Annotated in this window: 27 protein-coding genes; 4 read left to right on the forward strand and 23 right to left on the reverse strand. The window is 50.1% G+C overall.

Going from position 1 to position 26,460, the window contains the following annotated elements:
• Positions 1 to 524 precede the first annotated feature (524 nt).
• Positions 525 to 2,117, forward strand: coding sequence for a peptide MFS transporter (locus EXY25_RS17620; RefSeq protein WP_130567874.1), 1,593 nt, complete (start codon positions 525 to 527; stop codon positions 2,115 to 2,117).
• A 784-nt stretch (positions 2,118 to 2,901) separates the two neighbouring features.
• Positions 2,902 to 3,216, forward strand: coding sequence for a hypothetical protein (locus tag EXY25_RS17625; RefSeq protein ID WP_130567875.1), 315 nt, complete (start codon positions 2,902 to 2,904; stop codon positions 3,214 to 3,216).
• Between the two features lie 103 nt (positions 3,217 to 3,319).
• On the opposite strand, the gene EXY25_RS17630 is transcribed toward EXY25_RS17625, so the two are convergent.
• Genes EXY25_RS17630 through ccmA form a run of 10 tightly spaced genes read right to left on the reverse strand, consistent with a single transcriptional unit; the run spans position 3,320 to position 11,527 of the window.
• Complete coding sequence (locus EXY25_RS17630) at positions 3,320 to 4,135, reverse strand: MlaA family lipoprotein (RefSeq protein ID WP_246019585.1); 816 nt, start codon at positions 4,133 to 4,135, stop codon at positions 3,320 to 3,322.
• 47 nt (positions 4,136 to 4,182) lie between these two features.
• Positions 4,183 to 5,535: a c-type cytochrome biogenesis protein CcmI gene (gene ccmI, locus EXY25_RS17635; RefSeq protein ID WP_130567876.1), complete on the reverse strand. Its 1,353-nt coding sequence runs from the start codon at positions 5,533 to 5,535 to the stop codon at positions 4,183 to 4,185.
• Positions 5,535 to 6,077: a cytochrome c-type biogenesis protein gene (locus EXY25_RS17640; protein ID WP_233496539.1), complete on the reverse strand. Its 543-nt coding sequence runs from the start codon at positions 6,075 to 6,077 to the stop codon at positions 5,535 to 5,537. The genes ccmI and EXY25_RS17640 overlap by 1 nt, the downstream gene beginning before the upstream one ends.
• Entirely contained in the window at positions 6,077 to 6,670 is a 594-nt protein-coding gene (locus EXY25_RS17645; RefSeq protein ID WP_114339727.1) for a DsbE family thiol:disulfide interchange protein, read from the reverse strand. Before EXY25_RS17645 ends, EXY25_RS17640 begins: the two co-directional genes overlap by 1 nt.
• Positions 6,667 to 8,667, reverse strand: coding sequence for a heme lyase CcmF/NrfE family subunit (locus tag EXY25_RS17650; RefSeq protein WP_130567877.1), 2,001 nt, complete (start codon positions 8,665 to 8,667; stop codon positions 6,667 to 6,669). Before EXY25_RS17650 ends, EXY25_RS17645 begins: the two co-directional genes overlap by 4 nt.
• 2 nt (positions 8,668 to 8,669) lie before the next feature.
• Positions 8,670 to 9,146, reverse strand: a complete 477-nt coding sequence (gene ccmE / locus EXY25_RS17655) for a cytochrome c maturation protein CcmE (protein WP_114339729.1) — start codon at positions 9,144 to 9,146, stop codon at positions 8,670 to 8,672.
• The gene (gene ccmD, locus EXY25_RS17660; RefSeq protein ID WP_114339730.1) at positions 9,143 to 9,346 is read right to left on the reverse strand and encodes a heme exporter protein CcmD; all 204 of its coding nucleotides are present in this window, start codon (positions 9,344 to 9,346) and stop codon (positions 9,143 to 9,145) included. The genes ccmE and ccmD overlap by 4 nt, the downstream gene beginning before the upstream one ends.
• Positions 9,343 to 10,119 (reverse strand): heme ABC transporter permease, encoded by a 777-nt coding sequence (locus tag EXY25_RS17665; RefSeq protein ID WP_130567878.1) that lies wholly within the window; start codon positions 10,117 to 10,119, stop codon positions 9,343 to 9,345. The genes ccmD and EXY25_RS17665 overlap by 4 nt, the downstream gene beginning before the upstream one ends.
• Before the next feature lie 45 nt (positions 10,120 to 10,164).
• Positions 10,165 to 10,833: a heme exporter protein CcmB gene (gene ccmB, locus EXY25_RS17670; protein ID WP_114339732.1), complete on the reverse strand. Its 669-nt coding sequence runs from the start codon at positions 10,831 to 10,833 to the stop codon at positions 10,165 to 10,167.
• A 1-nt stretch (position 10,834) separates the two neighbouring features.
• Entirely contained in the window at positions 10,835 to 11,527 is a 693-nt protein-coding gene (gene ccmA, locus EXY25_RS17675) for a cytochrome c biogenesis heme-transporting ATPase CcmA (protein ID WP_114339733.1), read from the reverse strand.
• Positions 11,528 to 11,698: 171 nt separating this feature from the next.
• Here ccmA and fliK point away from each other — a divergent pair, with 171 nt between their 5' ends.
• Both fliK and EXY25_RS17685 read left to right on the forward strand, forming a co-directional pair.
• The gene (gene fliK, locus EXY25_RS17680) at positions 11,699 to 14,014 is read left to right on the forward strand and encodes a flagellar hook-length control protein FliK (RefSeq protein ID WP_130567879.1); all 2,316 of its coding nucleotides are present in this window, start codon (positions 11,699 to 11,701) and stop codon (positions 14,012 to 14,014) included.
• A 15-nt stretch (positions 14,015 to 14,029) separates the two neighbouring features.
• Positions 14,030 to 14,374 (forward strand): EscU/YscU/HrcU family type III secretion system export apparatus switch protein, encoded by a 345-nt coding sequence (locus tag EXY25_RS17685; protein WP_130567880.1) that lies wholly within the window; start codon positions 14,030 to 14,032, stop codon positions 14,372 to 14,374.
• A gap of 27 nt (positions 14,375 to 14,401) precedes the next feature.
• Here EXY25_RS17685 and EXY25_RS17690 read toward each other — a convergent pair whose 3' ends face one another.
• The 13 genes from EXY25_RS17690 to flhF are packed head-to-tail and all read right to left on the reverse strand — an operon-like array spanning position 14,402 to position 26,448.
• On the reverse strand, positions 14,402 to 14,809 hold the full coding sequence (locus tag EXY25_RS17690; protein ID WP_114339736.1) for a DUF2802 domain-containing protein: 408 nt from the start codon (positions 14,807 to 14,809) through the stop codon (positions 14,402 to 14,404).
• 27 nt (positions 14,810 to 14,836) lie between these two features.
• On the reverse strand, positions 14,837 to 15,316 hold the full coding sequence (locus EXY25_RS17695) for a chemotaxis protein CheW (protein ID WP_114339737.1): 480 nt from the start codon (positions 15,314 to 15,316) through the stop codon (positions 14,837 to 14,839).
• 59 nt (positions 15,317 to 15,375) lie between these two features.
• Positions 15,376 to 16,338, reverse strand: coding sequence for a chemotaxis protein CheW (locus EXY25_RS17700; RefSeq protein WP_246019586.1), 963 nt, complete (start codon positions 16,336 to 16,338; stop codon positions 15,376 to 15,378).
• Positions 16,335 to 17,126 (reverse strand): ParA family protein, encoded by a 792-nt coding sequence (locus EXY25_RS17705; protein ID WP_114339738.1) that lies wholly within the window; start codon positions 17,124 to 17,126, stop codon positions 16,335 to 16,337. Before EXY25_RS17705 ends, EXY25_RS17700 begins: the two co-directional genes overlap by 4 nt.
• Before the next feature lie 31 nt (positions 17,127 to 17,157).
• The gene (locus tag EXY25_RS17710) at positions 17,158 to 18,114 is read right to left on the reverse strand and encodes a flagellar motor protein MotB (RefSeq protein WP_114339739.1); all 957 of its coding nucleotides are present in this window, start codon (positions 18,112 to 18,114) and stop codon (positions 17,158 to 17,160) included.
• A 2-nt stretch (positions 18,115 to 18,116) separates the two neighbouring features.
• Complete coding sequence (locus tag EXY25_RS17715; protein ID WP_130567881.1) at positions 18,117 to 18,860, reverse strand: flagellar motor protein; 744 nt, start codon at positions 18,858 to 18,860, stop codon at positions 18,117 to 18,119.
• Positions 18,853 to 19,986, reverse strand: a complete 1,134-nt coding sequence (locus EXY25_RS17720; protein WP_114339741.1) for a protein-glutamate methylesterase/protein-glutamine glutaminase — start codon at positions 19,984 to 19,986, stop codon at positions 18,853 to 18,855. Before EXY25_RS17720 ends, EXY25_RS17715 begins: the two co-directional genes overlap by 8 nt.
• A gap of 59 nt (positions 19,987 to 20,045) precedes the next feature.
• Positions 20,046 to 22,196 (reverse strand): chemotaxis protein CheA, encoded by a 2,151-nt coding sequence (locus EXY25_RS17725; RefSeq protein ID WP_130567882.1) that lies wholly within the window; start codon positions 22,194 to 22,196, stop codon positions 20,046 to 20,048.
• A 14-nt stretch (positions 22,197 to 22,210) separates the two neighbouring features.
• The gene (locus EXY25_RS17730; RefSeq protein ID WP_130567883.1) at positions 22,211 to 22,942 is read right to left on the reverse strand and encodes a protein phosphatase CheZ; all 732 of its coding nucleotides are present in this window, start codon (positions 22,940 to 22,942) and stop codon (positions 22,211 to 22,213) included.
• Positions 22,943 to 22,963: 21 nt separating this feature from the next.
• On the reverse strand, positions 22,964 to 23,347 hold the full coding sequence (gene cheY, locus EXY25_RS17735; protein ID WP_114339744.1) for a chemotaxis response regulator CheY: 384 nt from the start codon (positions 23,345 to 23,347) through the stop codon (positions 22,964 to 22,966).
• Positions 23,348 to 23,395: 48 nt separating this feature from the next.
• On the reverse strand, positions 23,396 to 24,112 hold the full coding sequence (locus tag EXY25_RS17740; RefSeq protein WP_114339745.1) for an RNA polymerase sigma factor FliA: 717 nt from the start codon (positions 24,110 to 24,112) through the stop codon (positions 23,396 to 23,398).
• Between the two features lie 4 nt (positions 24,113 to 24,116).
• Positions 24,117 to 24,989, reverse strand: coding sequence for a MinD/ParA family ATP-binding protein (locus tag EXY25_RS17745; RefSeq protein ID WP_114339746.1), 873 nt, complete (start codon positions 24,987 to 24,989; stop codon positions 24,117 to 24,119).
• Positions 24,982 to 26,448: a flagellar biosynthesis GTPase FlhF gene (gene flhF / locus EXY25_RS17750; RefSeq protein ID WP_130567884.1), complete on the reverse strand. Its 1,467-nt coding sequence runs from the start codon at positions 26,446 to 26,448 to the stop codon at positions 24,982 to 24,984. Before flhF ends, EXY25_RS17745 begins: the two co-directional genes overlap by 8 nt.
• Between the last annotated feature and the right edge of the window lie 12 nt (positions 26,449 to 26,460).

Genomic DNA, 26,460 nt, shown 5'->3' on the forward strand with positions numbered 1-26,460 from the left:
GCGGCAATGCGCAAGCTGACTCATATTTGCTTCGGCGTGCTTAAGCACCAGAGCGAGTATCAGCCTCAAACAGCGTGAAAATCACTGCTTGAGGCATGACGAGCAAGATGGTATCTCTCCCCTTGGAGAGGGAGCAAAAGCTTATCATGTCGCTGAATGAATTAAACAATGGGGTAGTCTCCACCAGGAGTTAGGCAAAATTAGTTCGTTGTTGCCTTGTCTGTTTACCTCTTCTCCCTTGGGGAGAAGATTGAGATGAGGGGACTTTTGCTGTTGCTACTATATAGTGGCGGTATTTCAACAACTCTGGCGCCAAACACTCGTATAAAAAACAAGCTACACGGCTATGTGACAGGCTCGCTCTAGCGCTAAATCATTGAGTTGACACTACGGGCTTCGCAAAAATACGCTTACTTGACGCGCTTGATTGATTTTATCCCCCCTTTCTAGGTAAGGTTGCAGCGATTTTTCAAACAATAACTATATAAATAATTCTAAATATTACTCCTCCAGGGTGAAAAAACATGAGCAACACACCTTCTCAGGGAACCCTACTTGGGCATCCTAAGGGGCTTTTCCTATTGTTCGGTACCGAACTATGGGAACGCTTCAGTTACTATGCAATGCGCGCCATTCTCGTACTCTATCTAGTTGATAAGGTCAGCGGTCAAGGCGGTAATGGTCTGGGCTGGACCGAACAAGACGCCATCAGCCTTTACGGTACCTTCACTATGTTGGTGTACCTGACCCCCCTGATTGGCGGATGGTTGGCTGATAACCACTTAGGTCAACGCAAGTCGATCCTCATCGGTGGCTTTTTAATGGCCATGGGCCAGTTCACTCTTGCCATGCCACACGGCTGGTTTGTAGGTCAGGAAAACACGGTTTTCTATGCAGGCTTAGCCCTGCTTATCTGTGGTAACGGTATGTTCAAGCCGAACATTTCAACCATGGTTGGTGATCTGTATGAAGATGGCGACCATCGCCGTGACGGTGCATTCACTATCTTCTATATGGGTATCAATATCGGTGCTTTCCTTTCCGGTATCTTGGTTGCCAGCGCTTATCAGTCGTTCGGTTATACCGAAATCGTTAACGGCAAAGAGATCTTCGTAAACAACTACCAGGCAGGCTTTGCTGCTGCGGGTTTCGGTATGCTGCTGTCTCTGGTTATTCAGGGCATTTTTGCCCGTAAATTGCTGGGTGACATTGGCACGGTGCCGGTAGCGAAACTAAAAGCAAACCAAGCATCCAAAGATGAAGGTCAGACAGGTCCTCTGTCAAAAGTTGAGCGTGACCGCATCAAGGTAATTTTCGTATTGGGCTTATTTACTATCGTATTCTGGGCTGGTTTTGAACAAGCTGGCGGCCTGATGAATATCTACGCAGACAAGTTTACCGACCGTATGGTAGGTTCATTTGAAGTGCCTACGGCATGGTTCCAGTCGATCAACGCCTTCTTTATTGTGTTGTTTGCTCCTATTTTTGCCAGCCTGTGGATTAAGCTAGGTGATAAAGAGCCTAGCTCGCCAGCCAAATTTGCACTCGGTTTATTTCTGTTAGGTCTTGGCTTCCTGTTCATGGTTGCTGCATCTATGCAGATCGCCGGTGGCGACGCCAAAGCAAGCCTGTGGTGGTTAGTCGGTGCTTACCTATTCCATACACTGGGTGAGCTTTGCCTTAGCCCGGTAGGACTATCCATGGTAACCAAACTAGCCCCTGTGAAACTGGCCAGTCTATTTATGGGTCTATGGTTCTTCTTTACCGGCTTGGCTAACTATGTTGCTGGCTTTGTGGGCTCCTTGATTGGTGTACACGGCGATGGAGAAGCATTTAGCAGTCAGTGTACCGCTCAAGGCATCACCGACGCCGTTAAGTTGACCGAGTGTGTTGATGGTCTAAAAGAAGCTGCGATGATCGACAAGTCTTTGTCTATCTTCATCGGCTTGGTGATCACCGGTGTCGTGTCAGCGGCTATTTTGTACCTGATTTCAGACAAGCTGATTGATTGGATGCATGGTGCAGAAGACTCTCATCCAACCACAGAAGATGAAGCGTTGGAAGAAGAGATGCAAGTGACAGGTACACACGAAGCGATGCCTGAAACCAAGCGTTAATCTCCAATAGAGCGATTTACGATTGCTATCGAAGCCCCGCACAGTGCGGGGCTTTTTGCTTTCTAATATACCCTGTTTGACCTCTTCTCCGTTGGGGGAGAAGATTGAGGTGAGGGGACTTTTGCTTTTTAATGCGGCAGCATCAGCAAGCGCCAACCTGAACATATTTGCGTTACCAATATTGCTGACTCTCGTTTCAAATACCCCTCACCCCAGCCCTCTCCCCTTGGAGAGGGAGCAAAGCTTATCGCCTTGCTGAACAAATGACATAAGAGAGCAAAGTCCTCTTAAATAGGCAGCAAACCACGCTAGTCGTTGCCTTTAGCCTCTTCTCCCTCGGGGAGAAGAATGAGATGAGGGGACTTTTTCTTTTTAATGCGGCAGCATCAACAAGCGCCAACCTGAACGTATTTGCGTTACCAATATTGCTGACTCTCGTTTCAAATCCCCCTCACCCCAGCCCTCTCCCCTTGGAGAGGGTGCTAACAACAGAGATTAACGACTATGCGCTACTACTGACGAGGAAGATAACAACAGAGATTAACGACTAAGCGCTACTACTAACGAGGGAGCTAACAGCAGAGATTAGCGACTAAGCGCTATTACGAACGAGGGAGCTAACAGCAGAGATTGACGACTAAGCGCTATTACTGACAAGGGAGCTGCTACTGAGATCAGTGGTGAAGCGCGCTACTTATAAAGGAGCTAGCTGCTGATAACAGCGGCTAAGCTTCATACTAACTCTGCGCTCTGTCATAATGCGTTGCGGTTCACAGGAGCAGTTATGACAATACATTTTACTTTGGCAAAGCATCCGCTATTACGCGATTTTCGACCCACAGATCGTCTCGCTATATTTTCCCTTGCCTATATGGATGTGAAAGGTTGGCCCAAATTGGCTGTGAACATCTTTAAGCTGGCTCTTTTGATCCCACCATTTCTGTGGTTAGCCAATATTGATGTCTGGTGGCAAGCATTACCCGTCGTGTTAGCGATCCCGCTTTACCCCCTGCTGACCCGCCCTGTGCAGCTTTGGGCAGTGAGTGAGCTGCTACCGGCGGCAATTAAAACCCATCAGCAGCAAATGGCATCAAATTAGTGTTGCGCAAAGCTCTAAAACCATAAAGCCCAGCAATGGCTGGGCTTTATGGTTAAATATGACGAGATAAACTTATCTGTTCAAACCTGCAGGGATTTCCAACTCAAAGGTCGAGACCGTCGATAAAATCGTCAAATTCCTCTTCCTGTTGAAAATCTTCTGGCACGTTACCGTCATGAACTTTCCACTCCATGTGCTTAAAGTAGGCTTCACGCACAAATGCATAGGGATCCAACGAGTCATACAGAAGCTTTTCCTGACTCATCAACTCAGCACGTTTATACAGGCCGCTCATCAAACCTTTGATCAGCTTTTGGGTAAAACTAAGCCACGATAACGGTGGATACATGTTATCAACGTAATCACCCACCTCTTCCCGCACCGCGGTCGGGCCTAGCACCGGAAACATCAAATAGGGGCCATTACCGACACCATAAAATGCTAGTACTTCACCAAACTCATCCTGCTTGCGCTCCATCCCCATACGTTCTGCAACATCGATGGTGCCTAATAGACCCACCGATGTATTAATCACAAACCGCCCTGCGCTATTGCCGGCATCTGAAAATTTGCCCTGCAGCGTATTATTCACTGTGCTCGATGGCTCGTTGAGGTTCTCAATAAAATTATTGATGCCATCTTTCATCATATCCGGCACGGCATGGACATAAACAACGGCCGTGGGACGGAACAAGTACTGATCGAGGAAGTTAAAGTTAAAGCGCCAGATCAGACGGTTAATCCCTTCGATAGGGTCGCGATCATCGTCATAGCGGGCATCCAACCAGGGATCCTGATACGCCGTCTGCGGCAGATCGGGCACACTGAACTTGGCCGCAAAAGCGGGTTGGCTGACAACGCCAACCGCAGACAAGAGGGCAAGGGTGATCACCCGCTTGATTTGTTTCATCAACATCATTGAAAACGTATTTCCCTAACTTAAAAAACGTCGCGTATTCGCGCTATTTAGTGCTTGGTATTAATTGTCACACTGGTGGCATGTGGCTCACCATTGAGCGACAAGGCATCACCGATCCCTTCCAGTTCACCCGCGGACAATTTGACATCCTGATCCACCGATATCCGCGCAGTAACATACACTTCCGGAAAACTGGACAGCTTCATCGCTGGCATCATCGCATCACTATCCGATAAAACGACTTTAACTGGAAAGTTACCCAACGGCATTCGCTTAACGGCCAGTGGCATCGGCGGACCATCTTTCGCCCGAGCAAACACCACCAAATTACCATTCGTTGGTAACTGACTCCGCAGTTCCGGGGCAAGCTTGACCACCACAGAGAGTTGCTGGCCTTGCACCTCTTTAGATTGGGGCGCAGCTGCCTCTGCCACGGGAGTCGATTTACTAGCCGCAGCAGCGGGTGAAGTTGCTGGTGATGCCGCACCGCCTTGGGCTAACTGCATCTCCACCATTCGCAAGGTGCGCTCGATGGTTGCTTTACGCGGGTCGTCCGCTGGCAGCAGCGTGGCCATTTTCCGCCAAACTGTTGCTGCAGTTCCATGATCGCCCTGCTCAAATGCTTGAAACGCTTTTAATGATAATGCATCTAGATTTTTAGGTTCATGGGCGATCAACGCATCAAGAATGCGGGCACCACGATGAACCACTTGCGGATCCTGCGCATACATCGCCACTTGCGCATATCCCAGCGCCACCGATGAGTTAGTTGGTGCTAACTCATAGGCGCGTTCCATCGATGCCATCGCCAGCTCACCATCATTCACCGCCATACCAACACGACCAAGTAACAACCAGACCGAGGGGTCATCCGTTGGTTTGTGGTGCAGTTCGGTACGCAGGGCTAAGGCGAAATCACGCATCTCTGTTTCAGAAAGCGCCTCCCCCTGCTGCATCACACCGCGTTGGATATACTGCTGCAGTTGGCTGTGAACATTTTGCCAATGGGTCACATGCTGATACGCACCAAACTGCCAATACCAAACCGCTGGCACAGCAACCAGCATAACCACACCGATGCCCCAGGCCAGCAGATGCTTGTCGCTACTAGGTGACTTTACGGGGGCGCTTAGATCACTATCAACGTCATCCAGCAGACTGGATTTCAACTCTAATACCATGGCATCAAAACTGGCTTGCTCTAATTCACCGTTGGCCAGCTCAGCTTCCAGTTCAGTCAGACGCTCACGATAAATGCCTTTATTCAGTTCCGCCTGTTGTCGACCGTCACCCACCAGCTGCTCATCGTCAGCTGAACTTTTATAGCGTCGAAGCGCAGGAAACAGCAGCACAAGCGACAAAACCACCAAGACTACGGCAGCGATCCAAAACAGTGTCATTACTTTTCCTTATTGGCCGAAGTGTTTGGCGAATCTGCTGCAGCAGGTGTGGAACTCGACGCACTGGGTATCGCCTCACCTAACAGCTTCTGAACTCTTTCATCATCGACTTGAATATCGCTACGCTGTGATAGTTTGCGCCCGGCACGAACACGCCATACCACAACGAAACCAGCGATCAGTATTAGCAAAATCGGTCCGGCGATGATCACGGACGCCGCCGAAGACGGCGGCTGGTAATGCACAAAATGGCCGTAACGAGCCACCATATAATCCACCACCGCTTGCTTGTCCTGACCTTCGCTGACCATCTCATACACCTTGGCTCGAAGATCCTGCGCCAATGCCGCATCGGAATCAGCGATATTTTGATTTTGGCATTTCGGGCAACGCAGCTCAGCGGCGAGTTCGCGGAACAGGGCTTCCTGCTCATCAGACTGAAACTGATAGGCTTCAATCGCGGCACTGACAGGGAATACCAATAGTGATAATGCGATAGCCAGCAGTTTAAGCGGCTGCATCAATCTCATTCTGGGCTGCATTATTTAGCCACCTCACGCAATCCTCGAGTTAACGACGCTTGTGGTACCGTCTTTGATTGGCTCGCTTCACGGTACAGAGGCTCCAATAACGCTTTCCAATTACGCGCGTTAACGTCACCAACATGGCGATATACCACCACACCATCAACATCGATAATGTATGTTTCCGGCGCACCATAAACCCCGAGATCCAACGCCAGTGTGCCCCGCACATCCAGCAGATTTACCGCGTAGGGGTTACCCAGTTGGGCTAGCCATTGCTTGGCTTTTACCGGGTCATCTTTGTAGTTAAGACCGATGATATGAACGCCAGTCGCGGCCAATTCATTCAAAAAAGCATGCTCAGCACGGCAAGTGGGGCACCAGGTAGCCCAGACATTCAGCAGCGTAGGCTGTCCCGCCAATACCGCTTGATCACGGATGACGCTTGGCTGATAAAGATCTGGCAGTTTGAACGCCGGCACCGGCTTGCCCACAAGCACCGACTCCAGCTCTCTCGGATCAGAGAACAGTCCGCGCATTAAAAATGCCGCCAAGCCTAGGAACAGCAAAAACGGGATAAGAAAAACGAATAAACGCTGCTGACGGCTCATACTGCCTGCGCCTCCGTGACTTTAGTTTCATCACTTTTGGGTGAAGCAGGCGTAACCACTGTTTTTTTCGCCATACGGTAACGACGATCCATCAACATCAGTAAGCCACCCAAAGACATCAGCAATGCCCCCGCCCAGATCCAGCGGACAAATGGCTTGTAATAGATACGTACTGCCCAGGCACCATCGGTTAACTCTTCGCCCAGCGCCATATACAGATCACGGGTAAAGCCAGCATCAATAGCTGCTTCTGTCATAACCGAGCGTTGCACTGGGTAAAAACGCTTCTCCGCCACCAAGGTGGTCAACTGTTTACCGTCCTCGAATACCGTAAGTATGCCCGCACTGGCGCTATAGTTTGGTCCCTGAACATCCTTAACGCCCTCAAAACGAAACTGATAATCGCGCATTTCAACCGTGTCGCCCGGCACCATACGGAGATCTTTTTCAATGGTATAGCTGCTGGTCAGTGCAATGCCTATCAAGGTCACGGCAAAACCCAAGTGCCCCAAAACCATTGCCCAGTGGGAGCGGGTCAAGCGGGTTAAACCGCGCAAACCGTCATTCTTCACTCCGATACGTAGGCGGATCTCCTGCACCGTGCTCAAGGTGACCCATAGCGCCAGGGCTAGCCCCAACACCGCATGCCAAGGCATGCTATCGGCATAGATCACCGGCAACACAAAGGCCAATAACAGTGCCATACCGCCAGCAATGGTCAAAGGCATAGCCAAAGGCGACCAAGCTTGACGGCGCCAACGGGTCAAAGGCCCGATACCTAACAAAATGGCAAAAGGGATCACCAACACGGTAAACATATCATTAAAGAATGGCGCACCAACGGAGATACTTCCCAGCCCTAACTCTTTGTAAAACAGAGGAAGCAAGGTACCAAGCAGCACCACTAAGGTTGCAGCCGTGAGAAACACGTTATTACCGATCAGCATGACTTCGCGGGAAAACAGTTCATAGCGACCATGGCTTTTCACTTCACTGCCGCGCCAGGCAAACAGCACTAATGAACCACCAATCACTATTCCCAAGAAAGCAAGAATAAACAAACCCCGCGCCGGATCACTGGCAAAGGCGTGAACTGACACCAGCACCCCAGACCGCACAAGGAAGGTACCTAACAGGCTTAACGAAAACGCCGAGATCGCCAGCAGTACTGTCCATGCCTTAAACACACCACGTTTTTCTGTCACCGCCAATGAGTGGATCAATGCGGTGCCGATTAACCAAGGCATAAACGAGGCATTCTCTACCGGGTCCCAGAACCACCAGCCGCCCCAACCCAGTTCGTAATACGCCCACCAACTGCCCAAAGCGATGCCTAAAGTAAGGAATATCCATGCCGCCATTGTCCAGGGGCGCGACCAGCGAGCCCAGGCGCTGTCTAAACGCCCAGTCATCAGCGCGGAAATAGCAAAGGCAAAAGCCACGGAGAAACCCACATACCCCATATACAGCAAGGGCGGATGGATAATCAGCCCCACATCTTGCAACAACGGGTTAAGATCCCGTCCATCGATAGGGAAGATTGGCAGTAAACGGTCAAACGGATTAGACGTGAGTAAGACGAACAGATAGAAACCTATCCCCACCATACCCATCACGGCCAGCACACGTGCAACCGCATCAAGCGGCAGGGCGCGACTAAACAGGGCAACGGCGGCTGTCCAACCCGACAGGATCAGCACCCATAGTAATAGCGATCCTTCATGGGCTCCCCATACCGCTGACACCCGATAATAAACAGGTAACGCAGTATTTGAATTGTGCGCCACATAGGCAACGGTAAAATCGTTGTAGACAAATGCCCATACCAGACACAAAAACGATACAAACGTAAACGCAAATTGACCCAACGCCAGCGGCCTTGCCAGTTTCATCAGCCCCTGTTTTTGGGTTAACGCACCATACAGCGGATAACTGGCTAACAAAAACGAGAGCGTCATCGCGATGATCAGGGCAAAATGGCCAATCTCTGGGATCATGACTAGCTCTCCGTGTTGCCGTAATCAGACTTCATATGATCCATGCCTTTGAGTGCTTCAGCTACTTCAGGTGGCATATACTCTTCATCATGCTTGGCCAGCACTTCGGTCGCCTGCACGGTATTAGCATCTAGCAGTACGCCCTGCGCGACGATCCCCTGCCCTTCACGAAAAAGGTCCGGCAAAATGCCATCAAACACCACGGTGGCCACAGGGCCTGAATCAATTACGTCAAAACTGACTTTCAGTGATTGTGGATCTCGCACCACAGAGCCCGGCACCACCATACCGCCAATCCGCAGCCTTTGGCCGACGGCAGGTTTTTCCAGATTAGGGCCTTTGCCGTTAACCAGCTCACTAGGGGTATAGAACAGATCGATATTCTGATTCAACGCATACAGCATGAGCGCAATCACCGCTCCGGCACCAGAGATGATAGCAATGGCCGTTAATAGGCGCTTTTTACGTCTTGGATTCATAGGGCGCGCTCCAGTTTCTGTGCTTGGTTACGACGAACATCTCTAGCCATTCTCGACATAATCTCTTTCTTTAACGCTTTCTTTGACCAAACAATCCATCCCACCATGGCCAATAAAACAACGGCCGATAATGCAAAAGAGGCGATGATATAAGCATCATGGATACCGGTTTGCAGGCAATCACCGATCACTGGTGTCATAACTGAGCCCCCTTCTCATTTGTGTTTGCGCTGGTGTCACTGATATCTAATACCTTAGCGACCCACGGACGGTTAGCTTCTCGCCGCAATATCTCATTACGGAAATTGGCCAATCCCATCGCGACCATCACCAACGAGATCGCCAAGATATTGATAAGCAAGGGCCACAACATACTGCTATCCATGGATGGTTTTTCGAATTTACTGATGGTGGCACCTTGATGCAGCGTGTTCCACCATTCGACGGAGTAATGGATGATAGGTAAGTTCACCACCCCAACCAAAGCCAAAATGCCGGCAGCGCGTCCGGCTAAGGTGCGATCGGGAAATGCGTTGTATAAAGCAATCACGCCGAGATAAAGAAACAGTAGGATAAGTTCGGAAGTGAGTCGGGCATCCCAGATCCACCAAGCGCCCCACATCGGCTTGCCCCAGATAGCCCCCGTTGCCAAGGCAATCACAGTAAAAGCGGCGCCCACCGGCGCAAATGCCGCCACCGCATAGTCGGCCTGACGGATCTGCCAAACCATGCCCACCAACGCAGCGATCGCCATCGTCACATAAGCGCCCATGGAGATAAACGCCGCAGGTACATGAATATAGATAATGCGGAAACCATCACCCTGTTTGCAATCCGTTGGCGTAAAGCCTAGTCCCCATACCGTACCAATCAGCAATAGCAGCGCCCCCGGCACCATAAACCATGGCAACATACGACCGGCCAGTCGGTACGCATTTTCAGCTTTTGCGTAAGGGTGTAACCATTTCCACATAGCATATCCTGATATAACGGGTGGCTAGATTTAACGCTATCAGCGTTAGCTATTACTTACTTTTAATCCTGCGGCAGTCGCTATGGGTGCCAGAACCAAAGCACCGACGAAAAACGCAGTCAAAATCGCTAATTGGCCATTGTATGGCATATTCAAACCCGCAGCATCTATCGCCGACGTAGCAAAAATTAACACTGGGATATAGAGCGGCAAAATCAGCAAACTCACCAACACGCCGCCGCGACCAATCCCAACCGTTAATGCCACACCAATAGCGCCGAGCAGGCTCAATGCTGGTGTGCCGATCAATAACGTCAACACCACAGCTTCAAACGTGTTGAAATCTAACCCCAGCAGCACTGCCAGCAAGGGTGACAGCAAAACGATAGGCAGACCGGTTAACAGCCAATGGGCAGTGACTTTCGCCAACACCATAATGCTGGCGGGAATAGGCAACAACAGCATCTGTTCCAGCGTACCATCGAGAAAATCATCCCGGAACAGACGCTCCAAGGCCAACATAGAGGCCAACAAAGCCGCTACCCAAACAATTCCAGGGGCCATACGTAGCAACAGATTTGGCTCAGGCCCGATACCAAGGGGAAACAGCGTGACGACAATCAAGTAAAACAACAGCGGGTTGATAATATCCGCTTTACGTCGCAGGGCGATTTTTAACTCACGGCCGATAAGATAACGGTAGGTCGCTAACAACTTATTGCACCCCACCTGAAACGAGTACTTGCTGAGGGGCCGGTTCAGATCCTGTTCCCGCCCCGGCAACGTCTTCCACAGAGCTGCCCAGCATCAAACGACGAACCGGCACCGTTGGCATGTGCAACTCTTGATGGGAGGTCATAATGATTGCACCGCCTTGCTGCAGGTGGGCGGCAAAGTGTTGTTGCAAGCCTGCAACACCTTGCTTGTCCAATGAGGTAAATGGCTCATCTAAGATCCACAACTTGGCACTGCTAAGCCACAACCGTGCCAAAGCAATACGACGCTGCTGTCCAGCACTTAGCTTACCGGCAGGCATATCCTCATAGCCGGCCAAACCAACTAAAGCCAACATCTGCCACAATGACGCATCCACTTTTGCTGGGGCGACCTGTTGGTAGAACTCTAAATTCTCCAACGGCGTCATCTCTTGTTTGATGCCTGCTTTATGGCCAAGATACAATAACTGGGAAAAGTAACCTTCACGATCGCTGTCAATCGCTTCGCCGTTAAACAGAATACGTCCTTGCTGCGGTTGCGATAACGCTGCGAGAATGCGTAATAAACTGGTTTTTCCTGCACCATTAGGGCCTTCGATCTGCAATAACTCACCACTACCCACAGCAAGATCAAGTGACTGAAACAGTAACCTATCGTCTCTTATACAGCAGAGCCCCGTCGCTTCCAGCATTACTCAGAGTTATCCCAGTTAAGAATTAAAAATCCCACCCGATGTTAACACAGCCCGTACCGGTAACAAGGCTACAAAATGTATGGACATTAAGGAGTGAAAACGTTGTCACAGTCAAACTGCAAATAACCGATCATTGCTCTTACTTCACAAGCACACTAGGCTAGCGATATGAGTAATGAGATCCCACCATCGCCGCCCCAATCAAGCAAGCTGTCAGCATCCGCTGCGGCACTTGGCCTTGGCGATAATCAGACGGGGATCGCCTCCAATAGCGCTAAACTGGCCAACGGCACCTATCTAGCGACCGGCGCGTTAAGTTACCAGCAGGGTCAATGGCAACTAACAACATCAGCCAACTCAGCAGCAGCCACAGGCCCCGGCCAATCGACCGCAACCAACAACGAAAAACCGTTACCCCTGCCCGGCAATACAAACCTGCCCGCACCGATTAAACAAGCGCTGCAATCAGCCACGCAACAACTGGCAAGTTCAAATGCTGGCAATCCAGCACTGACAGCAACACCGGGGCAGCTTCAAGCCACACTGGCGGTCAATATTGAAATCAAAGTCACTGGCCAGCAGGTCACTGTAACATTGCAACTTCCGGCGCAATCAGGACAAGTTGTGCTGCCATTAACGCTGACGGATAAACAAGCACAGAGCTTACTCAATCAACTCAACCAAGGTGCCCAAAGTGTCGGCTATCAACGGCCCAGCCTCCACCCGACGCTTCAGCAGCCAATGCAGGGGCAACCCTCTGGACAGAATCCACAGCAAGGCATTCTCTCTTCACTTTCTCCGGCACAACTAAAAATCCTTGCCAACATGTTTACCGTCACGCAAGCCGACCAACGTTGGCAAGTAACGATGAATCAAATCACCACGGTACTGCCTCCGGCAGCCCAGGCGCAGTTACCAGCAACACTCCCTCTCGCCCCTGAGTCTGCAACATCACTGCCGAAAGTGGAGATAGCAAACGTAGCGGTGATGCCAGCAAAAACCGTAGGCGAGGCGCTTAAGCAGATTGCCGTGTCATTACGCTGGCAGCAACCGAGTCAACCTGTGGCACAATTTCAGTTAGCCAAAGAACTGGCAGGCACACTGCTAGGAACGGAGGCCAAAGCCCAGCAATTGAACCTCCCCTTGCAAACAAACCGCGATGGTGGGATCGCAATCCAACTGCCTAACGGTCAGGCGCAACCGCTGCCCAAAGAGCTCCAAGCACAACTTACCAGTCTCGCCGTTTTACCTAAGCAACTGACGATCGTAAAAACCAGCAATGGTTATCAGGTAAGTTGGCCAACGCCCCCCACTGCAGGCCAACCGGGACACTCACAAAACCACCAGATCAATGACAACTCTCAATTAGGCAGAGAGTTGGCAAAATTGCTGATCTTAACGTCTGCCATACCGCGCACCGACAAGCCTCTACTGAACAACGCCCAACCGGGACAGATCACCTTGTCTCAGCAGGCGGGAACGCCACCACCTAAGCAGGTTTCAGCAACGCCAGAGCTAAGCAACGCCCAAGTGGCTAGCTTGAAACAGCTACTGCCCCTGCTATCGCAAGGCGTAAAGCCTTTAGACAGCGCACTAACGAACCTGCAAAAAATGGTTAATGAACTAGCAACACCTAGCCAGCCATTACCCGCTGATGGCGCACAGAAAATAGCGGGTTCGGGGGCAACGGAGCTGGCCAACGGCATCAAAGCACTGACGGAGCAGTTTCTTCAACAGACGCCTAAAACCAGCGAGGTGAAACCGGAGCAAGTGCAGCAATGGATCCGGTCACAATTACTATTTCAGCCTTTCTCACCACAACTGATGGCGATGACCTTAGCGACACTGCAGGGCGGTAGTCCGATGGCCGCGCCTGCCAATGATTCGTTAGGGCTACTGATGAATCTGCTGTTTTCAGGGAAGCTATCCACCTTATTGAATAAAACAGCGGTTAAGGCTGGTGCTACAGGTCGTTCGTTTGAACAACGGTTGTCCGGCAATTCGCTTCCGGCCCGACAACTGCAGGGGTTACAACAAAGCGTTGGTCAGATAGCCCAACAAACGCAGCTATTTCAGGCGCAGAGCAGCGAACAAGCAAGTGGCTCCCCCAGCTATTTTTCCCTGCCAATCAACGAGGGGGGTCTATTTAAGCAAGTTGAAGGGCGCATAGATCCGCCCCGCGATGAAGATAATAAAGACAATCCAAATCAGGATGAAAAACTAAAGAACTGGCAGCTGACATTAAAACTGGATGTGGGTGAAAATGGCGCGCTCATGGCGCAAGCCAGACTGCATGAGCAACAACTAAAGCTGCGTTTAGTCGCTAGTAAAGGCGGACTAAAACGACTAGTCGACAACCACCTTTCAACACTCGACACCCGTCTACAACAAATCGGGTTTAATACAGAGATCGCCAGTAAACAAGGCACCGTTCCTGCCACCTTGTTGCCAAAAGAGCACCAGCTGATCGCGGTGCAGGTATGACAGGAGATTTAATCCATGAGTGAAGATGAAAGCAACGAGGAGTTTCCTACTGAGCAGCCCGCAACCAAGCAGCTCGAAGCGATCGCGCTCGGGTTTGATGGCAACCAAGCCCCAGAAGTGCTTGCCAAAGGATATGGGTTACTGGCAGAAGAGATCATCAACGAAGCACAAGCCCACGGCATTCATATTCATCAGGACCCAGCGCTGGCGGCCTTTCTGCAAAAAATCGAATTAGGTGAGGAGATCCCAAAGGAACTGTTCACCGTGATCGCTGAACTGATCGCGTTTAGTTATCTACTGCAGGGTAAAATGCCGGAGTTTTGGAAAACAGCTGGCGGCGGCATCGGCGCCAAAGTCTAATAGAACAGAGCGCTGCTGGAGTGCGCTTTAGCTGGTGGTTTTATTGCGGTGAAGAGTAAATAGCAGCTCCGCTTCCGCCCGAGGCAACTCACATTCAGTCATTACCTCTTCTAGATCGGCCCCGAGCGATACCATTTTCATCGCTCGGTTATACAGTCGATTCTCTGGGTCATTGAGCGCCATGGCTTCTTGCTTTTCAGCCGTTTCTAGCACCTCTTGTTCCAGTAGCTTCACTCGCTTAACCACGCCTAACGCACCAGCGCGGATCTCATGCAGCTCCTGTCGCACTTCATAGAGCTGCTGTTCTGCATTGTCTCGGTCTGACTCCAGTATCTGCATCCGCTCATTCACGCCATGCAGCCACCACCAAACGCCCACAGCAAAAACTACAGGCATCAAAACAGATAGTACCAGCGCTAATTCAGCAAGGGTCATGCAATCATCATCCGACAAGCAGCCAGCTTAGAAGCCGTGCAGATCTTCCCACTCTTCATCGGTCAATAACTTGTTGAGATCAACCAAGATAAGCAGTTCGCCATCACGATTTGAAACACCCTGAATAAACTTGGCGCTCTCTTCAGTACCGACATTTGGTGCCGTATCAATCTCAGACGATCTGAGATAAACCACTTCAGCAACACTGTCGACCAAAATACCGATGACCAGCTTTTCCGCTTCAATAATCACAATACGGCTATTATCAGTCAGCTCTGCTGGCGGCAAACCAAATCGCGACCTGGTATCGATCACGGTAACCACATTACCGCGCAAATTGATAATACCCAATACGTAGTCTGGAGCACCGGGTACAGGGGCGATTTCGGTATAACGCAAAACCTCCTGAACCTGCATTACATTAATGCCGTAGGTTTCATTTTCCAGTCGGAAAGTCACCCACTGCAACACTGCATCATCACTCTGGGTATTACGCTCTTCAGCCATTAGTTACGCTCCTACGCTTCTAAGCTAATGCTTAATAGACTATCCACCGAGTCTTAAACTCAGCTTTCTAGCCCCTTATCTAGCAGGGAAATTAATTGTTCAACATCCAATAATGCACACATACGGTCTATGGCCATCCCTGCTAACCAAGGACGTTTACCACGCTCTGTACGCCACTTGATACCCTCTTGAGATAATGGCTCTGCGGTGACAATGTTTTCCACAGCCAAACCCCAAGGCGAACTATCAAGCATTATAAGATATTGATAGTTTAGGTGCTCTGCCAATTTCTTATTGTATTTCTCTGGCATGACCCACATCGCAGTATCTACCACATTGTGCTTCTCTCCGCGGACGTTCATCACACCTTTGAACCACGAAGGCTTGCCAATCAACTTGTGGATCCGCCCTATCTGCATGATCCCCCCTAGCTGTTTAAGAGGAACAGCCAGGGTTAAACCTGCCACTTCAAAGAACAGAGTCTGAAATTCACTATCGTTGAGTGGACTATCCACCTTAGTTGGCGGAATAATAGTTTCCGTTAGCTGGTCTAAACCAGATTCGGCCAACAGGTTTTTCAACCCTTGCAGCTCAGGATCGGTTGCTATCGTTAGTGGCTCAGCTGGCGCGCTTTCGATCACCGGTGCAGGCTTCGCAGGTTCTTCGATAACCCAATCCTGGATCTCTTCTGGCAACTCCTTAACCGGCTTTTCAGCTGACGTATCAGCTGACGTATCAGCTGTCGTCAATGATGCCAAAGGAGAAGCCGTATGTTGGGCGACCTGCTTCAGTAAATCTTCTACCGGCTGCGCCTGGCGCACCAAGGTTGATGTCTCAACATCAGGTCGCTCTGGCTGTATCTTAGCTTGAGGCTGCAACGACGAAGTGGTTGAGCGAGATAAAACATGCGCTGCTTCCACCGGTTCTTTTGGCATCACCTCTACCGCGCCATCATCCTCATGCAGCATAGCGCCAAAGTACTCTGCCATGGTGCGCTCTGTAGCGCTGAGGAAATCCTTCATGGCATATCCTGGGAGGCGGTACCCACCTGCTGCAGGTAATTCAGCAGGGTTTTATAGGCAATCACGCCGCGAGAGTGTGGCGTGTGCATGCTGGGTGGTCGATGATGCAGGCTAGAATCACGAAACTTGGTGTCAATAGGAATAGCCCCATTCCACACTTCATTGGGATGTCGCTGCTTTAAGTGCTCCAGCGCCTGCAATGAGGCGCGGGTACGCTTGTCGTACATGGTTGGTACGATGGTTGACTTAAATTGATTGTCACAACTGCGCTGCATGATCTCCATAGTGCGAACCATGCGCTCCAAGCCCTTTAAGGCAAGAAACTCAGTCTGCACTGGGATCAAAATACGATCACAGGCAGCAAGTGCATTTACCATTAGCACCCCCAGTACAGGCGGGCAATCAATCAGTGCATAATCATATTGGTCTTCCACTAAAGACAGAGCGCGCCTTAGCACTAACCCCATTCCGTCTTGCTGACCAAATTTTCTGTCTAGTGTCGCCAGCGCCATGGTCGCAGGCAGTAAGTCGATCCCTTCAAACGGGGTTTTTAAACGTGCAGCTTCAACCATTTCACGCTTAACAGCACGGCCAGCAAGAAACAGATCATAGGTGGTTATATCCAGAGATTCGGCATCAATTCCTAGGTAATAGGTCAATGAAGCATGGGGATCAGTATCGATAAGCAGCACATTGTGACCCCGCTCAGCCAGGATCCCAGCGAGAGTGATCGCAGTCGTTGTTTTACCAACGCCGCCTTTTTGATTTGCGATTGTCCAGATCTTCAATCTGACTACTCCCAACCTTACCTAATTCTGTTCAATCATCACGCGTGGTAATACGCAATGCGCCGTTCGGTAGCCGAATAAAGCGTATCTTGCTACGTTTTTCATCGCTCTGAGTATCCGCCGCTGGCGTATCTGCACCTTGCGTATCCATATCATCGTCCGCTATGAGAATTTCATTAGCGATTTGGATCTCAGGAGTCCAGGCATACTTAGAGACAGCAATCACTACGCGACGATTTTCCGCTCTCCCCCGCGCCGTATCATTCGATACTTTTGGCTGATAAGGGCCATAAGCTTCTATCGCCAGCCTTTCAGGATCCAGTTGCTGCTCCAACAAGCGCAGCACTGATGTAGCCCGAGCAACAGATAATTCCCAATTGGAAGAGAACTGTTCGTTACGAATTGGCTGATCATCAGTGAATCCCCTCACTCGAATATAGTTGGCCGATTGAGAAAGTGTATCAGAGATGGAGGAGAGCACAGGCTGAGCATTCGGGCCTAAACCGGCAGAGCCACTGGCAAATAACAAGCCACTGCGCAGCTCTAAGATCAACCAGTCGCCATCTATCTCAACATCAGCTAAGCCACTTTCAACCACGGGAAGTAGCGCTTCGTTTAACTGGTTTTCCAATTCACTCAGTGGCGTACCGGTGCGCTGTTTGTCCAGCGTTGTCAGCTCAGTGTCGGCGTCAACCAACTTTGACCCTTTAGCATCAACTAAGCTCTCACCATAGAGAGGGGTATCTGCATGCTTCGATTCATCTAGCAGTCCTTCACCAGGTACACCTGTGCCAGGATCTTTTTGCTGACTGAAAACTTCACCCAGCTTATCGGATAGCTGTTCAAACTTTTCGTTATTAATCATTGCCATCGCATAGAGCACAACAAAGAAGGCAAACATTAGCGTCATGTAATCGGCGTAGGAAACCAACCAACGATCTAAGTTTTCATGGTCTTCGGTAAGGTGGCGACGACGATAACGATACATAATCAGCGCGGAACAAAGGCGAGTAACCGATGTTCTATCCGATGTGGATTCTCTCCCTGAGCAAGCGCCAGGATCCCCTCCACTACCATCTCTTTGCCTAACACTTGCGAATGCACCAAAGCACGTATCTTATTGGCGATCGGCAGAAAGAGGATGTTAGCGAAACCCACGCCATATATTGTGGCAACAAACGCTGTTGCGATCCCTTTGCCAAGTTCGTTCGGATCAGAAAGAAACGTCATGGCCTGAATCAAACCCAAAACAGCGCCGATAATGCCGATGGTGGGGCTATAACCTCCCATAGATTCAAACACTTTGGCAGAACGTAACATATGCTCTCGATACAAAATAATCTCTGTATCCATCGCGTCACGGATCACTTCAGGCTCTTCTCCATCAATCAACATAATCAATGCCTTACGAGTAAAAGAATCCGATTCTTTCGATAAAGCATCTTCCAGTGCTAAGAAGCCCTTTTGCCGTGCGACTTCAGACCAAGCAAGCAGCTGAGAAACAAGACGTGGATGCTGCTCTGGCGGTGGAAGGATCATCCACTTTAGCAAAACAAAGGAGTGTACAAATTGTCGCCATGGCGTTTGGATCATCACCGCACCCAAAGTGCCACCAAAGACGATTAAGAAAGCAGGCCCGTGGAGCAATGACAATGCACTGCCACCTTCCCATACCTGTCCGCCAATAATGGCAACCAGCGCAACAACAAACCCAACAAGGGTGAGTTTATCCATTCCCCGCTTCCACGATGATGCGCTCCGCGCATTGATCTAATGGGATAGAGGCTTCAGACAAGCCTGCGGCAGCGACCGCCTGCGGCATGCCATAAACCACACAGCTTTTCTCATCTTGCGCCCATATTTTGGCGCCCTTCTGCTTTAACAAACGTGCGCCATCACGACCGTCAGCCCCCATCCCGGTCAACACGACAGCTAACACGTCACCACCGAAAACCTTGGCACAAGCAGCAAAAGTGACATCAACACAGGGCTTGTAATTGACCTTGTCACCACCGTCTATAATGCGCAACCGGGCATTACTATCGCGCCCTTCCACTAACATCTGTTTGCCGCCGGGTGCTAGATAGGCATGTCCGGGACGCAGTACGTCGCCATCCTTAGCCTCTGACACCTTCAGCTTACAAATCGAGTTTAAACGCTGAGCAAATGCCCCGGTAAAGGACGCCGGCATATGCTGGATCAAAATAATCGGCTGTGGAAAGTTGGCAGGAATTTTGGTCAAAATAGTTTGAAGTGCAACGGGGCCACCGGTTGATGTGCCAATGGCCACCAACTTATATCGTTTACCACTGCGTTTCGCTGGCAGTGAGCGCCGGGCGTCACTGCTTGCAGTTGAAGCGGTTACCGATGGTGTTCTTCCTGCCAAAGGCCGTGGCGTGACGGGCGTACGACCGCCAGCGCTAGGTGTTGGTGCTGGAGCGGCCCTGCGCGCAGGCATAGCCCGGCGACGCCCCAAAGCAGTCACCCGAGACTGTAATAAGCTCGCAGCCTCGTCTCTGTCTTTGGCAATGTCTTCAAACTTTTTCGGCAGGAAATCCATTGCGCCAGCGTCTAAAGCGTCGAGTGTTGCTTTAGCTCCCTCTTGTGTGAGAGAAGAAAACATCAGGATCGGCGTGGGGTTTTCCGCCATAATCACTTTCACGGCCGAGATACCATCCATTACTGGCATCTCAATATCCATGGTGATCACATCAGGCTTTAATTTCTTTACTTGTGCGACTGCTTCCTTACCATTATTCGCACTTCCAACAACCTCTAACCCTCGATCTTTTTCAAGGATCTCGCTGACTCTGCGACGGAAAAAACTGGAGTCATCGACAACCAGTACTTTAATGGCCATGAATACCTACTCGCCTTATCGGCCGCCTAGAATGCTAACGGCGACCTATCAATTCACTGTTATTTTTTTGCGTAATTTTTAAGCAGACTTGGCACATCCAAGATCAGTGCAATACCGCCATCACTTGTAATTGTTGCCCCGGCCATTCCCGGTGTGCCATGCAGCATTGCGCCGAGAGGCTTGATCACTACCTCTTCCTGCCCAATCAAAGAGTCAACAACAAAACCTATCTGCTGCGTCCCCTGCTGAACAATCACCACGTGTCCGTTGCCGCTTCTCGCTGGCGGTTTTGAACCAACCAACAGCCACTCGTCAAGGTAGAACAGCGGGATCGCTTTGTTACGAACAATGATAGTTAGCTGGCTATCGACCATGTTGGTCTTCGTCAGATCCAAGTGGAAGATCTCATTCACCGCAGCCAACGGCAGCGCGAATGTCTGTTTGCCGATAACCACCATTAATGTTGGCAAAATCGCCAGCGTTAACGGCACCTTAATCTCTAACGTGGTGCCTTTGCCCCGTTCCGAATCGATATAAACAGAGCCATTTAGCTGGGTGATCTTGGTTTTAACCACATCCATACCCACGCCACGGCCTGAAATATCTGAGATCTCAACTTTGGTTGAGAAGCCCGGAGCAAAAATCAGATTATAAGCTTCGTTATCGGACATCCTGGCGGCACTGTCTTCATCCAGTACCCCACGGGAAATAGCGATCTGCTTGAGTTTTTCTGGATCCATACCCGCGCCATCATCTTCGATGGTTAACAGGATATGGTCACCTTCCTGCGAAGCTGTCAGCTTCACTATACCGCAACGTGGCTTTCCAGAGGCCTCACGTATATCAGGCATCTCAATGCCGTGATCGACGGAGTTACGCACCAGATGCACCAAAGGATCTGCAAGCGCCTCAACTAGGTTTTTATCTAGATCGGTTTCTTCCCCTTCCAGTACCAGGTTGATCTCTTTCTTCAAGCTTCTGGCAAGATCTCGTACAACCCGGGGGAAACGACCAAATACTTTCTTGATCGGTTGCATCCGGGTCTTCATCACGCCGCCCTGCAAATCGGCAGTCACAACGTCAAGGTTCGCTACCGCTTTTGCCAGGTCTTCGTCATCACGACTGGCACCGACCAAACTCACCAAACGGTTACGTACTAAAACCAGCTCACCGACCATATTCATAATTTGGTCGAGTCTCGCCGTATCAACACGAACCGTGGCTTCCGCCTGAGGTGTCACAGGTTTAGCTGGCGCTTTAGGTTTTGCTGCCGCAGCGGGAGCTTTCGCCGCCGGTTTGGCGGGTGCTTTTGCCGCGGCTTCCTCCGCTTTAGGCTTCGCCGGTTCAGGTGTCGGTGCAGGTTTTTGCACTGGTGCCTTCGCTGCGGGCGCTGCCGGAGCGGCTCCCTCTAGGGTTGGCCCCTTTCCTTGACCATGAAGCTGATCCAATAACGCCTCAAACTCGTCATCCGAGATCTCATCATCACCGGCGGCAGGCGCAGGGTCCGAGGCTGGTGTTGCTGGTACATCAGGTTGACCACTGTGCTGACCTTTACCGTGCAACTGGTCCAAAAGCGCTTCAAATTCATCATCGGTAATGTCGCCATCATCTGCCGATGGTGCGGCGGACTCAACGGTAGGGCCACCACCTGGGCCATGTAGCTCATCTAATAAGGCTTCAAATTCATCATCTGAAATCTCATCAATGCCACCTTCCGCGCGATGCTGCTCCGCTTCAACCACCTCAGGGTCATTGGCGAGCTCTTCCACAACATCTTCAACGACAGGTTCAGATGCGGGTTCAGCAGGGGCTTCTGCACCTTCAGGCGAACTGAGACGATGCAGCTCGTGTAATAGCTCAGGGTCAGCAGCTGTGAGGGGTTCACCACCTTGAACCTGACCAAACATTTCATTGACGCTATCCAACGCTTGAAGGATCACATCCATCAACTCTGGGGTAACTTGTCTTTTTCCTTGGCGCAATACGTCAAAAACGTTCTCTGCGCCGTGGCAAGCATCCACAAGTTCAGCCAACGAAAGAAATCCTGCACCGCCTTTTACCGTGTGAAAGCCACGGAAAATGGCATTTAACAGGTCAGAATCTTCCGGATTGTTTTCCAAATCGACCAACTGTTCTTGCAGTTGTTCGAGAATTTCACCGGCTTCTACCAGGAAGTCCTGGAGGATTTCCTCATCAACTTCAAACCCCATGGGCGGCTTTCCCCTTAAAATCCGAGACTGGACAGAAGATCATCAACATCATCTTGATCGTTGACTACGTCTTCTCTCTCTGCTGCATCAACTATCGGGCCTTCAGCCTCAATTTGAGATGCACTGGTTTCTTCCACTTTCTCTGGAGCACCGAACACTTTCAGCAGATGAATGAGGTTGTCCTCAACTTCTGTTACTAATTCGATGACTCTCCGTATTACCTGTCCTGTTAAATCCTGAAAATCCTGTGCCATCAGGATCTCGGTCAGACGTTCTCTAAGTACATCTGAGTCCTTTTCGGCAGATTCAAGGAAATCATTAAGACTATGGCACAACTCTTTGAACTGACCCCGCTCTATCTGCCTTTCCATCAAGGATTTCCATGATGGCATTAGCTTGGCAAGTTCTGAATGCATACGATCAGCGATGGGCAGACTGGCATCCACGGCGTCCATCGTGCGGTTAGCCGCATCTTCAGTTTTCTCTAAAACGTAATTTAATCGTTGTGTCGCGTCTGGAATATCGTCAGTGGCCAACTTACCTAAGCGCGGATCAAGTTGAAAATCCTGCAAAGCGTCATGCAATTGGCGTGTGAGTTTGCCGACCTCGGAAAAAAGGTCGCTGGAGAACGCCGGATGCGACGTTGAAAGTAACTGCTGCGCCTTCGCTTCTTCCCCTTCTTCAAGGAGTGAAACCAAGTGTTTAGCCTGCTCAAGCGTTAAGCTTGGCAGATTTGAATCAGCCATAAAGCTCCCCTTTGAACCGCATTAACCCAGACGCTCAAAAACCTTGTCGAGCTTTTCTTTCAGCGTAGCGGCTGTAAAAGGCTTCACGATGTAACCGTTTACTCCGGCTTGAGCAGCAGCGATGATCTGTTCTTTCTTCGCTTCTGCTGTCACCATGAGTACCGGTAAGCTTTTCAGCTTATCGTCAGCTCTAATAGCACGTAATAAATCAATCCCCTGCATGCCTGGCATATTCCAGTCGGTGACAACAAAATCAAAATCACCGCCCTGTAACATAGGCAGCGCAGTGTTGCCGTCATCGGCTTCATGAGTGTTGTTAAAACCCAGATCCCGCAGCAGGTTTTTGATGATGCGCCTCATCGTTGAGAAATCATCAACGATCAGAATTTTCATGCTTGTATCCAAGACGCCCTCCAGTGAGCTTTACGTGACTGTGACGCAACACAATGTTGGTCAGCTAGTCCAATGTTTCATTCTGGCTTTAAGCCGATGCATCGCCTGCGAGTGAATTTGACTGATACGTGATTCACTCACGTCCAGTACCTCCCCAATTTCTCGCAGATTTAGCTCTTCATCATAGTAGAGCGATAACACCAGCGCTTCCCGCTCTGGTAGGCTTTTGATGGCGGTCACAAGAGCGCTTTGAAAACGCTCTGATTCTATGCCATCAAAAGGCAGACTTCTTGTCGTATCCTGATCTCCGCTTATCACATCATCGGATACACCGAGATCTTCTAAGCCTATGATCTTCCCTGTACTTACTTCGTTAAGAATATGATGGTAGTCCTGCACCGTGATATCAAGTTTTTGAGCGATTTCTGTGTCCAATGCATCACGACCGAGCTCTTGCTCCAAGCTAGTGATGGCATCAGCAACACGCCGACTGTTACGGTGGACGGAACGAGGGGCCCAATCACCCTTACGGATCTCATCGAGCATGGCTCCACGAATGCGGATCCCGGCAAAGGTTTCAAAGCTAGCGCCTTTGGTGCCATCATAGTTTTTACTGGCTTCCAGCAAACCTATCATGCCCGATTGGATCAAATCATCCAGCTGTACATTAGCTGGCAAACGCCCTTTGAGGTGGTGCGCGATACGCTTTACCAAACCAGCGTGTTGCTCAACAATCGTTTGGCGCTGCTCTGCGATATAGGCCGCGGCTTTATTCACGCGTTTATTCTTCGATTAATTCAGGGTTCTGTAGCAATTGTTCAATAAAAAACTCTAAGTGGCCTGTCGGTTGTGATGGAATCGGCCAATTCACAGCCTTGGCTGCCAAGGTTCTAAAAGCAATAGATGCAGCAGATTTTGGAAACGCATCAGCTACCACTTGTTGCTTACGTACCGCTTTACGCACGTTTTCGTCAAAAGGAATGGTCGCAACCAACTCTAATGCGACATCGAGAAAACGATCCGTGACTCGCGTAAGTTTAGCAAACAACTCCTGACCTTCCCGCAAGCTTCTCACCATATTGGCGACAATCTTAAAACGGAACACGCCGTGTTCGCGGCTTAATAGCTTGATCAACGCATAGGCGTCGGTAATTGAAGTGGGTTCATCACAAACCACCACCATGACATCCTGAGCTGCGCGAGAAAAACTCAACACCATCTCAGAGATACCTGCCGCTGTATCAACAAGCAGGACATCAAACTCCGTCCGCAATTCGCTAAACGCGCGGATCAGTCCAGCATGTTGCGTTGGCGACAATTCAACCATTGATTGTGTGCCAGAAGAGGCTGGAACGATCTTGATACCTTTGGGACCATCCAACAGGATATCATCCAAATCGACTTCACCAGAAAGCACATGGGATAGATTATGCTGCACCCGCAGGCCTAGCATCACATCTACGTTACCCAAGCCTAAATCGGCATCCAGCACCAATACCCGCTTTCCCTGTTCGGCCATGGCCACTGCGGTATTGATCGACACATTCGTTTTGCCTACGCCACCTTTACCACCGGTGACGGCAATTACTTTTACCATCTGAGCGCGCTTCATTTTTCTTAAACCACTCGCCTGGTCGGAAAACTCATTAATCATATAATTCAGAATTCATCTCACTGAATGCATCGGTTGTCCAGAGATAACCCTCACCCTGGCTATTACTTTCCATCAGCTCTGTTGCTTTCGTCACAAGATATGCAGGATCTGCGACCTGAATATCTTCTGGAACCCTTTGTCCATCGGTAAGATACCCGATTGGCAAAGCGTTTTGAATTGTAACACTTAGAATTTCCCCTAAACTCAAACACTCATCAAGTTTGGTGAAAATACAACCTGCCAGCGGTATGCGACGGAAGTGAGAAACGGCTTCTTGTAATACTTGTCGCTGAGCCGTTGCCGATAACACCAAATAGTTCTTAATCTGATGCTCACTATTACTCATCAATGTCTGCAACTGTTCTGTCAAACGAGTATCACGCTGTCCCATCCCCGCGGTATCTATTAATACCAATGAGCGATGACGCAACTGGTGTAATACATTCGCTAACTCATCAGCGTCTTTCGCGACTTTTACCGGACAACCAAGAATACGACCGTAAGTCGACAGCTGCTCATGAGCACCAATACGGTAGGTATCTGTTGTAACTAACGCCACCTGATCCACACCATATTGCATCGCATAACGCGCAGCGATTTTGGCGATAGTCGTGGTCTTACCAACCCCTGTTGGCCCCAACAGGGCAACAATACCGCCGTCACGCATGATTTCATCATTATTAGTCAATAATTGGTCGGCGACCAGCTGTTGAACTTTAGGCCATGCTTCATGCCCGGCCATATCTTCGGGAATATAGCAGGCCAGTTGGTCTGCCAGTTCATCAGCAAACCCCATGCTTTTAAGCTGTTTAACCAGCATGGCACGCATTGGCTCTCTACGCTCAACTTCTTGCCACATCAACCCAGACAGTTGGTGTTCTAGAAGTTTACGCAGCTGCGCCATCTCAGCTTTCATCTGCTCCATGTCACTATTATTGCTGCCACGAGAAGGCGACTGAGGTCGCAATGAAGCCGCCGCTGCAGAACGTTCAAATTCGTTACGTTGACCGATGGGCTGCGGCGCTTGTCTCGAAGCCAATGGCCGTTGTGCAGAAGCACCCATAGGCGGCATTGACTCATCAGCTGACGATAATTCCTCTGGCGACATGGCTGACTTGTTCTGACGAGATAACAGTGCCTGGAGGGAATCCGCTACAGGCTCCTGTTCTGGCATCTTCTTATGAATACGCGCTTCAGCAATTGGCTTTGGCGGTTGCTGACGAGCGACCTGATTCAATTTGTTTCGTAAGCTGGCGAATGATGGCTCACCCTCCATGCTTGCCGCCGGCGCTGCTTTTTCCGTTTTCTTTTTCGCGGCGTCGTAATCAACGGCAGCAACAATTTCAATACCACCGGTCACTTTCTTATTGGACATGATGACAGCATCCGCACCCAAGGTTGCTTTAACTTCGTTTAATGCTGTGCGCATATCTTTGGCAAAAAAACGCTTAATCTTCATGTCCTACTCTCC

Source organism: Corallincola spongiicola (assembly GCF_004284785.1).
In the GTDB taxonomy this organism is placed as follows: domain Bacteria; phylum Pseudomonadota; class Gammaproteobacteria; order Enterobacterales; family Neiellaceae; genus Corallincola; species Corallincola holothuriorum.

What these genes read in the sequence shown, in the direction of transcription:
- EXY25_RS17710 (WP_114339739.1), bottom strand. Translation starts at nt 18,114, where the DNA reads ATGTATCGTTATCGTCGTCGCCACCTTACCGAAGACCATGAAAACTTA.
- ccmE (WP_114339729.1), bottom strand. Translation starts at nt 9,146, where the DNA reads ATGAATCCAAGACGTAAAAAGCGCCTATTAACGGCCATTGCTATCATC.
- EXY25_RS17720 (WP_114339741.1), bottom strand. Translation starts at nt 19,986, where the DNA reads ATGGCCATTAAAGTACTGGTTGTCGATGACTCCAGTTTTTTCCGTCGC.
- EXY25_RS17650 (WP_130567877.1), bottom strand. Translation starts at nt 8,667, where the DNA reads ATGATCCCAGAGATTGGCCATTTTGCCCTGATCATCGCGATGACGCTC.
- EXY25_RS17745 (WP_114339746.1), bottom strand. Translation starts at nt 24,989, where the DNA reads ATGATTAATGAGTTTTCCGACCAGGCGAGTGGTTTAAGAAAAATGAAG.
- EXY25_RS17625 (WP_130567875.1), top strand. Translation starts at nt 2,902, where the DNA reads ATGACAATACATTTTACTTTGGCAAAGCATCCGCTATTACGCGATTTT.
- EXY25_RS17725 (WP_130567882.1), bottom strand. Translation starts at nt 22,196, where the DNA reads ATGGGGTTTGAAGTTGATGAGGAAATCCTCCAGGACTTCCTGGTAGAA.
- EXY25_RS17695 (WP_114339737.1), bottom strand. Translation starts at nt 15,316, where the DNA reads ATGGCTGAAGAGCGTAATACCCAGAGTGATGATGCAGTGTTGCAGTGG.
- ccmD (WP_114339730.1), bottom strand. Translation starts at nt 9,346, where the DNA reads ATGACACCAGTGATCGGTGATTGCCTGCAAACCGGTATCCATGATGCT.
- EXY25_RS17730 (WP_130567883.1), bottom strand. Translation starts at nt 22,942, where the DNA reads ATGGCTGATTCAAATCTGCCAAGCTTAACGCTTGAGCAGGCTAAACAC.
- EXY25_RS17630 (WP_246019585.1), bottom strand. Translation starts at nt 4,135, where the DNA reads ATGATGTTGATGAAACAAATCAAGCGGGTGATCACCCTTGCCCTCTTG.
- flhF (WP_130567884.1), bottom strand. Translation starts at nt 26,448, where the DNA reads ATGAAGATTAAGCGTTTTTTTGCCAAAGATATGCGCACAGCATTAAAC.
- ccmI (WP_130567876.1), bottom strand. Translation starts at nt 5,535, where the DNA reads ATGACACTGTTTTGGATCGCTGCCGTAGTCTTGGTGGTTTTGTCGCTT.
- EXY25_RS17715 (WP_130567881.1), bottom strand. Translation starts at nt 18,860, where the DNA reads ATGGATAAACTCACCCTTGTTGGGTTTGTTGTTGCGCTGGTTGCCATT.
- fliK (WP_130567879.1), top strand. Translation starts at nt 11,699, where the DNA reads ATGAGTAATGAGATCCCACCATCGCCGCCCCAATCAAGCAAGCTGTCA.
- EXY25_RS17645 (WP_114339727.1), bottom strand. Translation starts at nt 6,670, where the DNA reads ATGAGCCGTCAGCAGCGTTTATTCGTTTTTCTTATCCCGTTTTTGCTG.
- EXY25_RS17685 (WP_130567880.1), top strand. Translation starts at nt 14,030, where the DNA reads ATGAGTGAAGATGAAAGCAACGAGGAGTTTCCTACTGAGCAGCCCGCA.
- ccmA (WP_114339733.1), bottom strand. Translation starts at nt 11,527, where the DNA reads ATGCTGGAAGCGACGGGGCTCTGCTGTATAAGAGACGATAGGTTACTG.
- EXY25_RS17700 (WP_246019586.1), bottom strand. Translation starts at nt 16,338, where the DNA reads ATGAAGGATTTCCTCAGCGCTACAGAGCGCACCATGGCAGAGTACTTT.
- EXY25_RS17690 (WP_114339736.1), bottom strand. Translation starts at nt 14,809, where the DNA reads ATGACCCTTGCTGAATTAGCGCTGGTACTATCTGTTTTGATGCCTGTA.
- EXY25_RS17620 (WP_130567874.1), top strand. Translation starts at nt 525, where the DNA reads ATGAGCAACACACCTTCTCAGGGAACCCTACTTGGGCATCCTAAGGGG.
- EXY25_RS17665 (WP_130567878.1), bottom strand. Translation starts at nt 10,119, where the DNA reads ATGTGGAAATGGTTACACCCTTACGCAAAAGCTGAAAATGCGTACCGA.
- EXY25_RS17640 (WP_233496539.1), bottom strand. Translation starts at nt 6,077, where the DNA reads ATGCAGCCCAGAATGAGATTGATGCAGCCGCTTAAACTGCTGGCTATC.